This window comes from Acinetobacter sp. ANC_7512 (genome assembly GCF_056779935.1).
Genome location: NZ_JBWYIX010000018.1, coordinates 1 through 15083 on the forward strand (window position 1 = coordinate 1; position 15083 = coordinate 15083).

A 15083-nucleotide genomic window follows, 5' to 3' on the forward strand; every position below is an offset into this window, starting at 1 on the left:
AAACACTTAACAACTCAGCAACCTGCTTCGCTCGTTTCCGTGTATCTCGTCGGTATGGGGTGCATTCTAGAGCATTTCGAAATCATTGCAAGTGCTTTTAACCCCATGTTTTATTGAGTGTTCTATTTTTATGCACCATTATGATTCATTAATAATCACATTTACACTTAACCCTATAATATTGAAGCAAAAATATTAATTTAATATTTCTGCTTCTTTTTTTAATCACTATTTCGCTTTTGAAGGTTTTATATTCACACTTAAAATTTTAATAGGATTTTTTGGCACATCTTGATGCATACCAAATCTACCAGTAGGCACTTTTGCAATTTTATCGACAACATCCATGCCTTTAGTTACCTGACCAAACACAGCATAACCAGGATTCATTGGCGCTTTATTTAGAAAATCATTATCCGCAATATTGATAAAAAATTGGCTTGTTGCTGAATCAGGCTGGTTTGTACGTGCCATGGCTAAAGTGCCACGGTTATTCTTTAAGCCATTATAAGACTCGTTCTTGATTGGAGGTCGATTCGCTTTTTCTTTCATCGATACATCTAATCCTCCACCTTGGATCATGAACCCTGGAATAACCCGATGGAAGATTGTGCCGTTATAAAAATTAGCTTTCGCATAAGTTTCAAAGTTCTTTACTGAAATCGGAGCTTTATCATTAAACAACTCGATTTCGATATCTCCTGCTGATGTTTTGATTTGCATATGCGTATTTGCTGCCAAAGACAAAGTACTCATCGCCGCAACAGAAGCACCTAACATCATTTTTTTTAACATACGCTATCCTCTTATTGATGTTTTATCTTATCTATTATTCATGAATCAATCGCCAGAAAAGATTCAGTTTTTTGTTAAGCATCAAAGTATTTTTATTCGATTACTCTATATAAAGAAAAAATCCTGAGTTTCGTTTAAATCTCAGGATTTGAAAGTAAGGATCTATTAACTATTTTTATCCCAAAATCTTCTAAACTCTTTACTCATTTCAATCAACAATTTTTTAGAACGCCCTGAGATTAGCGTTAGATTAATAAATCCGTGTGTTTGATCTTCAAAATCTTGATACAACACTTTAGTGCCATTTTGACGTAATTTGTGGGCGTAAATTTTGCCTTCATCATGCAATACATCATGTCCCGCTGTAACAACATAAGCTGGTGCCAATTTTTTTAGATTGCCGTATGTTGGGGAGATTAGTGGATTATCCAAAGCAACTTTATGTCTTGTCGCGTAGTATTCTGTCACATAGTCAATATCGCTGTTGGTTAATACTAAACCATCTTTATACGCAAAGAATGATGGATGACGACTTTTGAAATCCACCGCAGGATATATTAAAAATTGAGCTTGAGGCGCATAACTAGCATTCAATGCACGTTGAGCAACGACAGCACTAATATTACCGCCAGCACTATCTCCTGCTACAGCAATACGGTTTTTTAAGATTTTAAAGTGACGGCGATTTTGATATACCCATGCCAATGCATCTTCACATGATTGAATCAATGATTGTGGAGAAACTTCTGGTGCTAAAGGATAATCAATACTGATTACTTGTGCTTTTGCATAATTCGCAATGATTCGGCACGCTTCATCATGTGTATTCACACTTCCGACAACAAACCCACCACCATGATAAAATACAATCATTGGTAGTTTTTTATTCGGAGCAGGATGATAATGTCTGGCAAATACAGTACCACTTTGTAAAGGAAGACGAATATCTTCTACATATTGAACATGAGATGATTTATGTGTGATGGATTGGATTTGATTTTCAAATTCTTTTCTTGATTTATCAATATCAGCGCCAATAAAGCCTGATTTTCCTTGTTTCAACTGTGCAGCCATCAAGCATTTTGTAAAACTATCGAGTTGAGGATAGTCATAGGGATAGCCAAGTAACTTCACTAGAGATTCTTGAACGATCTTTGGGAGTCGATCTAATGCACGTCCTGCAGAACCCTGACCATTTTCAAGTAATTGTTGTATTTTTTGATTCACGATTCCGATCCTTTTAAAAATCCGTATTCTTCATAATTTCTACACGATCAGCCATTTCATGACTATTTTGTTAACTAAGTCTACTGATCAATATACAAACTTCAATTCCATTTACGCTAATCTGACTATAGCAGTCTTGTCATTGACTATTTAATCCAACATCAGGAATTTTTTGGTTGTCCTGATTCAACATATAAAGGTGAAAGCTATGGCAATAAAAGTAATGATAATGTCATTGGCCACAGCAGTTCTTGCAGTCGGTTGTGTGGCCTTCCCTGACGATGGCCCTTATTATAATGGTAATTATGACCATCGTTATGATCGTGATTATGATCGTGATTATGATCGCAACTATGACCGTCAACGTTGGGAGAGAGAACGCGCACAACGTTTACATCAACAGCGCCTTGAACAAGAAAAGCGCAAACGTGAATATGAACGTCAACGCCAACAACGTGAATTAGCAGATCGACGTAATAAAGAACGTGCTGAGCATGATCGTCGTAAACAGATTGAACAACGTCAAAAGGAAATTCTAAAACAACGTCAAGCTGAACGTAATCGTTGGAATCAAGATAATCGTAAAAAAGCGATTGAAGAACAACGTAAGCGCTTAGAACAGGATCGCAAGAAGCGAGAACAGGAACGTCAACACGATCGCCGAGATCGTTAAGCTTTCTTGGACTCAAGACAATTGATTTAAAGTTACCTCACAAACCTAACATTCACATTTGAATGTTAGGTTTTTTTAAGTGCTGTGATTCTAAAAATAGACAGTAAAGGCATCCTATTTACTCTCTACTCTCTGCTTTTTCATAAAATTTAATCCATTATAAGCAGTTTAAATGAATTAAATTTCATTGCATTTTACTCAACAACTTGAGGGGCTTCTGCACCTTCAGCTGGGACAGCTTGAATCGGTTCAGCAGACTCTACACTTGGGTCAGCTTGTACAGCCACACCATTTTGGGTATCCATTTCAGTAGTTGCCGCTTGCGCTATTGAAGCATCTGTTTGTGTGGTCGCTTGAGCAGTTTCAGCAGATTGGTTTGAAGTACAACCTACAGTAGCAAAACCAATAGCTGCAAATGCCAGGGAAATGAGACCTAATTTTTTCATTGTTTAATTCCTTACTTGAAACATTCAAAGTCAGAGTTAACTTTGAAGGCTTATCATTCCTGACTTTTTTATTTCATGCGTCAGTTCTTGGTTCAAGTTTCGATGACTTCAGGTTGAACTTATGAAAAAAGTGTAAAGAAAATGCAATTCTACTTTTATAGTTGAATATATCTCCTAAGCCATTTATTTAATTTATTTTTTAGTGAATATGTGGTGCGATATAAACCCTTTTTGAAGGTGACTGAATCACAGTGTGGCTACACGGTATATCGGTTGCTTAACATTGTTACTCAGATCTCGACAAGCAAAAAAAAACTCATCCAAGGAGGTTGGATGAGCTATTAAAAAGCAAAAACAAAATAAATAGAAACTACAGCGTTAGTATCTGGTTAAAGATAATACAGATTTGATTCTTTAAAAGGAAAGACTTGTTTTATCTGAATCTATATTTTTTATATATAAAATATACACTAAATCATATTTTTATAATCTTTCTCCAGTTCATCTCCTCGTCTTATTCTAGACTTTAGATTTCTCTAAATGAATCGAAAAATTTTCATTCCTTGTTCTAAAGATGAATTTAGTAGAAATAAACATCGTTTAAGCTTGAATTATTTATAGTCGCCCACATTACCTTTGTATTGATGAATTACACACGCATGGCAGTTCAGATTAACGCAGTTAACACTGATGCCAAAGGACTGTACATGTTTAAAAACCCATTTAAGCGGAGATCTTCCATGGCAAATGAGCAAAACGAACAAACTCAGGACGTTCAAACGGAACAAACTGAACAGCAAGTTGAAAATCAACAAGCTGAAGTCGAAGTTTCTGTAGAAGACCTTCAAGCGCAAATCGCAACGCTGACTGAAAACTTAAAATATGAAAAAGCAGTTGCTGCAAATGCGAAGTATGAAGCAGAAAAAACTAAAGAACGTTTAGAGCGTGAAGCGGATACTGCGAAAAAATTTGCTTTAGAGAAATTTGCAAAAGAATTATTGGATTCAGTTGACAACCTTGAACGTGCAATTGCTGCTGCAGGTGATGAAAAAACTCCTTTATCAGAAGGTGTAGAACTCACACTGAAGTCATTATTAGCAACATTAGAAAAATTTGGTGTTGTGGCAGTTGACACTGAAAATGGTTTTAATGCTGATTTGCATCAAGCAGTAGGTATTGCTCCAGATGCAAAAGCGGGTGAGATTGGTACGGTACTTCAAAAAGGTTACACCCTTTCTGGCCGTTTACTTCGTCCTGCAATGGTCATGGTAGGCCAATAAGTCAAGAAATACGGGAGTTTGTAAAAATTTTTTAAGTTTTTAACTTGAAAAATAATGAATGGCTCTCATATCGGATAACAAGTGAAAGATCACAACAAAATTTTCGAGGAACACATCAATGGCTAAAATTATTGGTATTGACTTAGGTACTACAAACTCATGTGTTGCAGTACTTGAAGGCGATAAAGTTAAAGTAATCGACAACGCTGAAGGCGCTCGTACAACTCCGTCTATTATTGCGTATAAAGATGGCGAGATCCTTGTTGGTCAATCAGCTAAACGTCAAGCGGTAACAAACCCGAAAAATACATTATTTGCGATCAAACGTTTGATCGGTCGTCGTTACGAAGATCAAGCAGTTCAAAAAGATATTGGTCTTGTACCTTACAAAATCATCAAAGCTGACAATGGCGATGCTTGGGTTGATGTAAACGACAAGAAACTAGCACCACAACAAATCTCTGCAGAAGTTCTTAAGAAAATGAAGAAAACTGCGGAAGATTACTTAGGTGAAACAGTTACTGAAGCGGTAGTTACTGTTCCTGCATACTTCAACGATGCTCAACGTCAAGCAACGAAAGATGCTGGTAAAATTGCTGGTTTAGATGTTAAACGTATCATCAACGAACCAACAGCTGCAGCGCTTGCGTTCGGTATGGACAAGAAAGAAGGCGACCGTAAAATCGCGGTTTACGACTTAGGTGGTGGTACTTTCGACGTATCAATCATTGAAATCGCTGACCTTGATGGCGACCAACAAATCGAAGTGTTGTCTACTAATGGTGACACATTCCTTGGTGGTGAAGACTTTGATAACGCGTTAATCGACTTCTTGGTTGAAGAGTTCAAGAAAGAACAAAACGTAAACTTGAAGAACGATCCTCTTGCACTTCAACGTTTAAAAGAAGCTGCTGAGAAAGCGAAGATTGAATTGTCTTCTTCTAATGCAACTGAAATTAACCTTCCATATATCACGGCTGATGCGACTGGTCCTAAACACTTAGTGATCAACGTAACACGTGCGAAATTAGAAGGTCTTGTTGCTGACTTAGTTGCTCGTACAATCGAGCCATGTAAGATTGCACTTAAAGATGCAGGTCTATCAACTTCTGATATCTCTGACGTGATCTTGGTTGGTGGTCAGTCTCGTATGCCACTTGTACAACAAAAAGTACAAGAGTTCTTCGGTAAAGAGCCACGTAAAGACGTGAACCCTGACGAAGCTGTGGCAATGGGTGCTGCGATCCAAGGTGCTGTACTTTCAGGTGATAAGAACGACGTTCTATTACTTGACGTAACACCTTTGACACTTGGTATTGAAACAATGGGTGGCGTGTTAACTCCAATCATCGAGAAAAACACAACAATCCCTGCGAAAAAATCACAAGTGTTCTCTACAGCTGCTGATAACCAGCCTGCAGTAGACATTTCGGTTTACCAAGGTGAACGTAAAATGGCTCAACAAAACAAATTGTTGGGTAACTTCCAATTGGGCGATATCCCACCTGCTCCACGTGGCGTGCCGCAAATTGAAGTATCGTTCGACATCAACGCTGATGGTATCTTGAAAGTATCTGCGAAAGACAAGAGCACTGGTAAAGAGCAATCAATTCAAATTAAAGCAAACTCAGGTTTGAGCGATGCTGAAATTGAAGCAATGATCAAAGATGCTGAAGCGAATGCGGAAGAAGACCGTAAGTTTGAAGAACTTGCTAAAGCGCGTAACGAAGCTGATGCATTAGTTTCTTCTGCTCAAAAAGCAGTAAAAGACCTTGGCGAACAAGTAACTGCTGATGAAAAAACTGCGGTTGAAACTGCTGTTTCAGAACTTGAAGCTGCAACAAAAGAAAATGATGTTGACGCGATCAAAGCGAAAACTGAAGCACTTCAAAACATCATCATGCCGATCACTCAACGTGCTTATGAAGCTGCGCAGGGTGCTCAAGGTGGTGCGCAAGGTTTTGATCCAAATGCATTCCAAGGTGATGCTGCTGGTCAACAACAAAAAGCGGACGACGGCGTTGTAGATGCTGAGTTCACTGAAGTGAAAGATGACAAAAAATAATTTGTCTCTTTAAATAAAAGACCGCGCGAAAGCGCGGTTTTTTTATTTACATCTTTGAATTTTTAAATGATTATCAGATATTTGTATCTTGCATTGCAGGCATCATAATTTCTTTCACACAAGATGCTCTAGACGTATTAAGCACAAAATGAACGGCAGCAACTACATCAGACACAGGAATTAAAGATTCGTCTGTTTCTTCTAGGACAGATTCTATTGTTGTATCTAGATCAAAATCAGGTGCTAAATATCCAAGATTTAACACCGTAACGCCTATTCGATCCTTTCGTATCAACTCTCTTAAGGCATGGGAAATTCCACGTAATGCAAATTTGGTAGCTGAAAATACTATTTCTTTTCCATTGTGATTGTCTAAACCCCATGTTGAACCAATGAGGATCACTTTGGCATGATCTGATTTCTTTAAATTTTCCAAAATGGATTGTATAGATAAAATACAACTGGTGATATTTGTATTGATGATCGTTTGAATTTCTAATGCTGAGATTGATGAAAAATCATAGTCATGCGTAAAAGCATCTTGCTCCCAAACACCTACATTATAAATAAATACATCTAATGCTTTATCTCCAATTACGTCTTTAATTTTCTTGCATGCTTGGACAGGATAAGCTAAATCAGTTTGAATCCACTCAATCTGGCGTGGTAGTTGTAGGGTTGAGCGTGATATTCCATAGATTAAATCATCATCATTTGGAACTAAAGTAGCTAACGCTTTTCCTAGACCATAACTGATGCCATGAATTAAAAAAGTTTTATTGATTGATGATGGCACTGTCGTTTTTCCAATTTTGTTATTAGATTTCTTATGATCAAATCTCAAGTTAGCTTGAGGTCAAGTTGAATTAAAAACACAAATAAAATAGAAAAATTAAAATGACAGTTTTTATGACGATGACCCAAATAACGCCTATTTTAATAAAAAAGCCCAATCTACATTGGGCTTTTTATCACAAATTACTCATCAAACGAACTTTCTAACTCTTCAAGTTCCATCATCAGTTCAAGCATTTTTTCTTCTGCTTGTGCTAATTTTCCTTTAAGCTCAGTTTGTTCATTCATCAATTTTAAAAGATCATCTTTCCGAGACGCATCATAAAGTGATGCATCCCCTAAAGCATCCTCAATTTGAACTAAACGTGGTTGAATCTTTGCAATCTCAGCTTCCAATTTTTCGATATTTTTACGAATTGGGCGGCTCATTTCACGGCGACGCGCAGCTTCTTTACGCTGTGCTTCTTTATCTACTTTAGAAACTACAGGCTTATCGATCACTTGAGATTTTACTGGCTCAGGTGCTTGCTGCCCTTGCTTCATCAACTCTGCACGTGCTTGACGTAACCAGTCTGCATAAGCGACCAGATCACCTTCAAACTCACGACATTTACCGTTATGCACTAGGAGTAATTCATCACAGACACTTGCAATCAATTGACGTTCATGTGACACCAGCACCACTGCCCCTTCAAAATCTTGTAGTGCCATAGTTAATGCGTGACGCATATCCAAGTCTAAATGGTTGGTCGGTTCATCTAAAATTAAAACATTTGGACGCTGCCAGACAATCAAAGCCAATGCTAAACGTGCACGCTCACCCCCAGAGAAGCTTTCACACGGCGTATCCATACGCTCACCAGAGAAACCAAAACTCCCTAAGAAGGCGCGTAAAGTCGCTTCACTAATCTTTTTATCTGCAATACGAGATAACTGCAACATTGGACTCGCATTACCATCTAATGCATCCATTTGATGTTGGGCGAAATAACCAATATTAAGTAATTCGGATGCTTTGCGTTGACCTTGAATTAAAGGTAAATCACCCACCAATGATTTAATTAATGTGGACTTACCTGCACCATTCATTCCCAGTAAACCGATACGGCTGGTTGGTGTGATTTGTAGCTTCACATTGGTCACAATCAGTTTGTCACCATAACCAATATCAGCACTATCCAGTTGTAACAACGGAGAACTCATTTTGGTGGGTTCACGGAAGCTAAAGGTAAAAGGCGTATCGACATGCGCAGCAGAAAGCTCTTGCATTCGTTCGAGCTGTTTAATACGACTTTGTGCCTGTTTCGCTTTGGTTGCCTTAGCTTTAAAACGATCAATATATTTTTGCAGATGTGCACGTAGCTCGAGCTGTTTCTCATAGGCTTGTTGTTGCTGAGCTAAACGTTCACTTCGGGTACGTTCAAAGGTTGAATAGTTGCCGGTATAAAGCGTTAATTCTTGGTTTTCGATATGCAAAATATGGTCGGTAATGGCATCCAAGAAATCACGGTCATGCGAAATCAGTACCAATGTGCCTTCATATGCTTTTAACCAATCTTCTAACCATAAAATAGCGTCTAAATCTAAATGGTTCGTCGGTTCATCAAGTAAGAGTAAATCTGAACGACTCATCAAAGTACGTGCAAGATTTAAACGCATACGCCATCCACCAGAGAAACTTTTTACACTAAGTTCTGACTGATGTTCAAAGAAGCCTAGCCCAGCCATCAGTTGTGATGCTTTAGACGGCGCTGAGTAGCCACTAATTTCATCAAAACGACCATATAGATTTGCCAAATCTTGATCAGATAATCCCTCAGGATGCTCAAGTTTGTGTTGGATATCCCAATACTCTTCATCACCGGATAGAACGAAATCAATCGCTTTCATATCCAGCGCTTTAATCTCTTGCGCCATATGCGCCACTGTCCAAACCGATGGTCGTGTTAATGAGCCACCATCTGATTCCATGCCTCCAAGTAATGCTGAAAACAACGTCGATTTTCCTGCACCATTGACACCTGTTAAACCAATCTTCCAACCAGGGTGAAGTTGCATAGACGCTTTTTCAAATAAAATGCGACCGCCGCGGCGAATGGTAAGTTGGTCTAACTGAATCATAGATATTCAAACAAATAAGTATTGGATGGCGCATTTTAATGGATTTCAACCAGAACAACCAAAAATTAATCCATCTTTCATCTTCATTTCATTCTTGACATAAAAAAGCCATCACTTAGGATGGCTTTTGAATCATTCAAAACTTTATGATTTAGTCAGTAAAAGTGACTTTAGCAATAGCCTTTTTACCTGCTTGAACAATCACTGTTTTATTTTCGTTAATTGAGAATGATGCATCCACCACCTCCCAATCGACTTTAACGGCTCCACGTGAAACAGCATCTTTGGCTTGCGCTGCATTTTTGGTTAAGCCCGCTGCACGAACAATAGAAGCAATAAACATTTCACCACCGAATTCACCACGTGAAATCGTCACTTCTGGCGTTCCTTCAGGAAGCTCACCTTCTGTGATGATATTCCCTGCACCTTTATGTGCATTCGCAGCAGCTTCGCTTCCATGGAAACGCTCCACTAACTCGAGCGCTAAGATACGTTTAATTTCTTGAGGGTTACGACCTTCAGCCATTTCTTTCAATAAGCCTTCGATCTCTTCCATTGACTTGAAGCTCAGCAGTTCGAAATATCGCTCAATTAAGCTGTCTGGCATTGAAAGTACTTTTTGGTACATCGCACCAGGTGCATCAAATACACCAATGTAGTTACCTAAAGATTTAGACATTTTGTTGACGCCATCTAAACCTTCAAGAATTGGTACAGTGATACACACTTGTGGCTCTTGATTATAACGACCTTGTAAAGTACGCCCCATCAACAAGTTAAAGGTCTGATCCGTACCACCTAACTCAACATCTGCCTCGAGCGCGATAGAGTCATAGCCTTGCACCAATGGATATAAAAACTCGTGAATCGCAATCGGCTGTTGGTTGTTATAGCGTTTAGTAAAGTCATCACGTTCAAGCATACGTGCAACTGTTTGCTGTGAAGCCAATTGAATCAGGTCAGCAGCAGTTTTTTGAGCAAACCATTCTGAGTTAAACACCACCTTAGTTTTATTTGGATCAAGAATTTTGAACACTTGTTCCTGATAGGTTTTCGCGTTTTCTAAGACTTGCTCACGTGACAATGGTGGACGAGTTGCACTTTTACCTGTTGGGTCACCAATCATCGCAGTGTAATCACCAATCAAGAAGAATACTTCATGACCTAAGTCTTGAAACACTTTAAGCTTGTTAATTAATACCGTATGACCTAAGTGTAAGTCTGGTGCTGTAGGATCAAAACCCGCCTTAATTTTCAAAGGACGATTCAATTTTAATTTCTTCAGAAGATCTTCTTCTGAAATAATTTCATGTGTGCCTCGTTGAATGAGGGCAAGTTGTTCTTCAGCAGGCAGGAAATTTGACATCACAAAACCCAAATACATCTGTTGTTCAATTTGTGCGATATACTAACACTTTTTCAGCACAATGCAGGCTTAAGAATAATCATGACCACAATCTACATTGGTGTAATGACTGGCACGAGTATGGACGGCGTCGATTTTGTAGCCGCTTCTTTTGATCCATTACAGATCCATGCAACGCTGACATTAGCCTTTGATCCAGATTTACGTGATGAACTGATGGCACTTACTTTGCCAGACGATAATGAAATTGACCGCATGGGTAAAGCTGATGTCGCTTTAGCACAGATGATCGGTCATGGAATCAATCAACTTATACAAGAAAATAATCTCGATAGAACTCAAATAAAAGCCATTGGATCTCATGGTCAAACGATTCGTCATCGTCCCGAACATGGATTTACCCTTCAAATTGGTGATCCCAACATTATTACTGAAATCACTCAAATTCCTGTGGTATCAGATTTTAGACGCCGTGATATGGCTGCTGGTGGTCAAGGTGCACCTCTAGTGCCAGCATTCCATCAAGCCTTATTTCAGCATCCGACGATACACCGTGTGATCTTAAATCTCGGTGGAATTGCCAATGTCAGTATGTTACCTGCGGGTGATCCTAAAGGCGTATATGGTTTTGATACTGGACCAGCCAATATTTTGATGGATGCTTGGTGTGAACGTTACACAGGGCAGCCTTATGATGAAAATGGCAATTGGGCTGCTTATGGTACGCCTATTCGTGCTTTGCTTGATCGTTTGCAATCACATGACTTTTTCTCGAAAGAGCCGCCAAAAAGTACTGGTCGTGAAGACTTTAATTTGGAATGGTTGGATGAACAAATTGCGGATTGGCGTAGCGATGTTGAATACGATGAACTTGAAGATACGCCTGAAAATGTTCAAGCAACGCTGATGAAACTTACGACACGTGCCATTAAAAAAGCCATTTATCGTTCCCCTATGGACACAGGTGAAGTTTATGTCTGTGGGGGGGGTGCATACAACTCACAATTATTAGAACAATTACGTTGGCGTTTACGTAAACATGAGTGGAGTGTTCAAACCACAGCAGATTTGGGATTAGCACCGATTTGGGTGGAGGCGACCGCTTTTGCGTGGTTGGCTATGCGATTTGTAAACCAACTTGCTGGTAATTTACCTGAAGTGACAGGAGCTCAAGGAGATCGAGTTTTAGGAACGATCACTGCGATTTAAATGAAGAATCGATGTATCCACTATCCTGAGTTGATACATCGATTTACTTAAACAGGTGCAAAATTCAATTTTGAAAGTGGCGAGTTTACAGCAAAAATTCGATGTCTACATTCAGTAAAGCCATTTTCCCTTAAACGCTGAAGATGCATATTTAGATAATCCTCTGCATCTGCTTGGCTTTCAAATAAGTAAATTCCACCTGCTTCTTTGGACGCTTCATTTTCAGTCCAAATTTTCCAAATCAAGCCTTTCTCATTTGCTATTGAATCCGCGAGTGTTTTGAAACTTTCAAACATTTCATGCCCCCAAGGTCCATCATAGGGAAAATCAATTTGTAGAATAATCGCCATTCAACTTTTCCTTATATACGCGCATCTTTGATTAAGTCATCAATAGCTTGTGTTAATTTTTCCAATGCCACATGACCAGAGCCTATGATTTTGACATTGTCTCCATGACGTATCGCAAAACTTGGGAACCCTTTTATGCCCCAACTTCGATTAAGCTTGAACTCTTCATAGGTCGCTGCTTGGGTCTCAGGTAATTCAAACAAATTTGAGAATACGTCAAAATCCAGCTCAAACGTTTCACATATACTTCGATAATATTCAAGCTCGTTCGGATCTTCACCATCCACATAAAATTTATATTGGATTGCTGAAAAAAATGCCAAAAGTTTTTCATCATGATGATCATGGTCTTGCCAAAGTTGTCGAGCAACGTAAACAGCACGTGCTGAAGGCTCGGTATCATAATTAAAATGTGCTCTTTCTAACAATTTTTCAGTGAAAGGTTGTTTAGTCAGTCTCTGAATATTTTTCCATTCGGTGCGTAAAAAATTCTTGAAAGTATCGGTCCAAGCATCACCTCCACCAGGTCTTAAACCACCGCTAATCACTTGAAAGCCAACACCATGCTGAATTGCATATTCACGCGCTTGTTTAATGATATTTGAACTTCCCCAACACCATGAGCACATTGGGTCACCCACATAAATCAGGCTGAGGTCAGATGCTACATTGACCACTGCATTTTGGCCTTTTTCCAATTCGGCTACTGAACAAGTACCAGTTTCTAAATCACAATTCATTGTCATTGCTATGTCCTCAATTTGCTAAATCAGATCATTTGCTACATCTGATCAATTGACTTAACTTAGCGGTTCTATAATGATGTGAATAGACAATAAAAATGAAAGGTGGTGTTCGATTTTATGAACAGCTTACCCTACTCAATCGATGACCTATATTGGTTCGTACTGATTGCAGATGCTGGAAGTTTATCCGCGGCAGCAAGACGTTATGATATTGCTAAATCCACGTTATCCAATCGACTTTCAAGACTTGAAGAATCCTTAAATATTAGATTATTAAATCGAAATACCAATTCAAGCTCACTAACTGATGCTGGGAAGATTTTCTTAAAAGAAATCTCCCCCCTATTTCATCAAATTGAATCGCTGACGAACGATCTCACACAATTAGAAATACAACCCAAAGGTCGAATTCGAATAGCTGCTTCGGGAACTTTTGGAAAATTGGTGGTATTGCCTTTAATCTCTCAATTTTTAATTGAATACCCACACATTGATATTGAAATTGATTTGAATGACAGCAAAGTTGATTTAATTTCTGGAGGATATGACTTAGCCATCAGACTTGGTGATTTAGCAGACTCTACACTCCATGCTCAAAAGGTTGGACAAGTTCGAAGAATTTTATGTGCCAGTCCAACCTATCAAATGCGTTATGGCATTCCTGAACACCCAGAGCAACTGTGTGATCATCATTTTATCTCGCATAACCGCGAGCTGTCCAAAATCACACTTTTCAAAAACGGTACGATAAAAAAATTTAAAATTTATACCCATTTGATGGTGACACCATCCGAACATGCACTTGCTGCTGTAGAAGCACATTTAGGTATTGCCGCCGTTGCAGAAATCCAAGTGGCCCATCAATTAGTCAACTCAACGTTAATTCATATTTTACCTGAATGGTCTCTAATCCCTGAAGATGTCCACTTGGTTACTCCGAGCTTAAGCTATCGGACCTTAGCTTTGAGACTTTGCTTAACGTTCTTACAAAAACAAATACCAATACAAATACACCGTTTAATCAACCCATAATATTGTCAGACAATGAACGACCTTCTTTCACCTAGAACTGACCCGTTCAGCCCTAGTTCTATCATCCAAATTTGATAAAGATATATAAAGGAAAGAGGATATAGATCATGGAAAAACAACGAATCACTGAGTTTCAAAAAGGCAATCTTATTTTTGATGTAATAGACAGCGGTCCAATCGATGGCAGTCCAATTGTGCTATTACATGGTTTTCCTGAAACATCAAAAATTTGGCAGCATAGTGCCGAAATACTAAACCAACATGGTTTTCGCACCTACGCGTTAAACCAACGTGGATATAGCTTAAGGGCTCAACCGAAAAAACGCGCAGATTATGCCATTCAACATTTAGCAGATGATGTAAATGTTCTACTCGACTTAATTGGAGAGCCTTCATATATCGTAGGACACGACTGGGGCGCAGTCGTTGCTTGGGAAGTTGCTCTACGTTATCCTAATAAAATTAAACATTTGACCGCGATCTCCGTCCCTCACAAAGCAGCATTTATGCGGGCTTTTTACAGCAGTACACAACTTTTTAAATCCTATTATATGGGACTATTTCAGCTTCCATGGATACCTGAGTTGCTCTTTAATAAAACACCTCAAATTGGCGAGGCTTTATTAAAAAATTCTGGAATGACAGTTGAACAATTAAATGACTTTAAACAAGAAATGATTATAGAAAAACGGCTCAGCCCATCACTCAATTGGTATCGAGGTTTACCTTTTAGCTCTAATAAAACGCTATTCAATAAAGTCAAAGTTCCCACTTTATTTATTTGGGGCAAAGATGACGTTGCAATTGATGCTAAAGGTGTTCAGTTCAATCAAAATTATGTTGAAGGTCCATATACGGAAATTCATTTAGAGGCGAATCATTGGATTCCAGTTCAAAATTATCATGAGCTGACTGATTTAATTCTGAAAGAACAGCAAAAATTATCATAAAAAAAGCCCGCTTAGCGGGCTTTTTTTG

14 protein-coding genes are annotated in these 15083 nt (G+C 38.7%); 6 read left to right on the top strand and 8 right to left on the bottom strand.

Annotated features, from left to right (window positions below; translation table 11 throughout):
- Positions 1–228: 228 nt before the first annotated feature.
- Complete coding sequence (locus AC1M9H_RS13825; RefSeq protein WP_481589581.1) at positions 229–795, bottom strand: peptidylprolyl isomerase; 567 nt, start codon at positions 793–795, stop codon at positions 229–231.
- Between the two features lie 165 nt (positions 796–960).
- A complete protein-coding gene (locus AC1M9H_RS13830; RefSeq protein WP_481609323.1) occupies positions 961–2031 on the bottom strand; it encodes an alpha/beta hydrolase in 1071 nt (356 codons plus the stop codon).
- Between the two features lie 199 nt (positions 2032–2230).
- Between AC1M9H_RS13830 and AC1M9H_RS13835 the strand changes: the two genes are divergently transcribed.
- Positions 2231–2695 (top strand): hypothetical protein, encoded by a 465-nt coding sequence (locus AC1M9H_RS13835; RefSeq protein WP_481613613.1) that lies wholly within the window; start codon positions 2231–2233, stop codon positions 2693–2695.
- A 194-nt stretch (positions 2696–2889) separates the two neighbouring features.
- On the opposite strand, the gene AC1M9H_RS13840 is transcribed toward AC1M9H_RS13835, so the two are convergent.
- Entirely contained in the window at positions 2890–3141 is a 252-nt protein-coding gene (locus AC1M9H_RS13840) for a hypothetical protein (RefSeq protein ID WP_035269475.1), read from the bottom strand.
- A 707-nt stretch (positions 3142–3848) separates the two neighbouring features.
- On the opposite strand from AC1M9H_RS13840, the gene grpE reads away from it, so the two are divergent.
- Together grpE and dnaK are read left to right on the top strand one after the other, a co-directional pair.
- Positions 3849–4421, top strand: coding sequence for a nucleotide exchange factor GrpE (gene grpE / locus AC1M9H_RS13845; RefSeq protein ID WP_257219952.1), 573 nt, complete (start codon positions 3849–3851; stop codon positions 4419–4421).
- 118 nt (positions 4422–4539) lie between these two features.
- Positions 4540–6486, top strand: coding sequence for a molecular chaperone DnaK (dnaK, locus tag AC1M9H_RS13850; protein ID WP_092768678.1), 1947 nt, complete (start codon positions 4540–4542; stop codon positions 6484–6486).
- A 73-nt stretch (positions 6487–6559) separates the two neighbouring features.
- Here dnaK and AC1M9H_RS13855 read toward each other — a convergent pair whose 3' ends face one another.
- The 3 genes from AC1M9H_RS13855 to tyrS form a co-directional block, all read right to left on the bottom strand.
- Positions 6560–7282 carry an SDR family oxidoreductase gene (locus tag AC1M9H_RS13855; protein WP_481613614.1) on the bottom strand — a complete coding sequence of 241 codons (723 nt, stop codon included), beginning with the start codon at positions 7280–7282 and terminating at the stop codon, positions 6560–6562.
- A 182-nt stretch (positions 7283–7464) separates the two neighbouring features.
- Entirely contained in the window at positions 7465–9402 is a 1938-nt protein-coding gene (locus AC1M9H_RS13860; RefSeq protein WP_481592403.1) for an ATP-binding cassette domain-containing protein, read from the bottom strand.
- A gap of 151 nt (positions 9403–9553) precedes the next feature.
- Complete coding sequence (gene tyrS, locus AC1M9H_RS13865) at positions 9554–10786, bottom strand: tyrosine--tRNA ligase (protein WP_171076798.1); 1233 nt, start codon at positions 10784–10786, stop codon at positions 9554–9556.
- Between the two features lie 63 nt (positions 10787–10849).
- Between tyrS and AC1M9H_RS13870 the strand changes: the two genes are divergently transcribed.
- Positions 10850–11977, top strand: a complete 1128-nt coding sequence (locus AC1M9H_RS13870; protein ID WP_481613615.1) for an anhydro-N-acetylmuramic acid kinase — start codon at positions 10850–10852, stop codon at positions 11975–11977.
- A gap of 47 nt (positions 11978–12024) precedes the next feature.
- On the opposite strand, the gene AC1M9H_RS13875 is transcribed toward AC1M9H_RS13870, so the two are convergent.
- Together AC1M9H_RS13875 and AC1M9H_RS13880 are read right to left on the bottom strand one after the other, a co-directional pair.
- On the bottom strand, positions 12025–12327 hold the full coding sequence (locus AC1M9H_RS13875) for a monooxygenase (RefSeq protein WP_481589586.1): 303 nt from the start codon (positions 12325–12327) through the stop codon (positions 12025–12027).
- Positions 12328–12338: 11 nt separating this feature from the next.
- Positions 12339–13073, bottom strand: a complete 735-nt coding sequence (locus AC1M9H_RS13880) for a DsbA family protein (protein ID WP_481613616.1) — start codon at positions 13071–13073, stop codon at positions 12339–12341.
- A gap of 117 nt (positions 13074–13190) precedes the next feature.
- Between AC1M9H_RS13880 and AC1M9H_RS13885 the strand changes: the two genes are divergently transcribed.
- On the top strand, positions 13191–14105 hold the full coding sequence (locus AC1M9H_RS13885) for a LysR family transcriptional regulator (protein ID WP_481613617.1): 915 nt from the start codon (positions 13191–13193) through the stop codon (positions 14103–14105).
- Positions 14106–14212: 107 nt separating this feature from the next.
- A complete protein-coding gene (locus tag AC1M9H_RS13890) occupies positions 14213–15055 on the top strand; it encodes an alpha/beta fold hydrolase (RefSeq protein WP_481613618.1) in 843 nt (280 codons plus the stop codon).
- Positions 15056–15083: the final 28 nt, after the last annotated feature.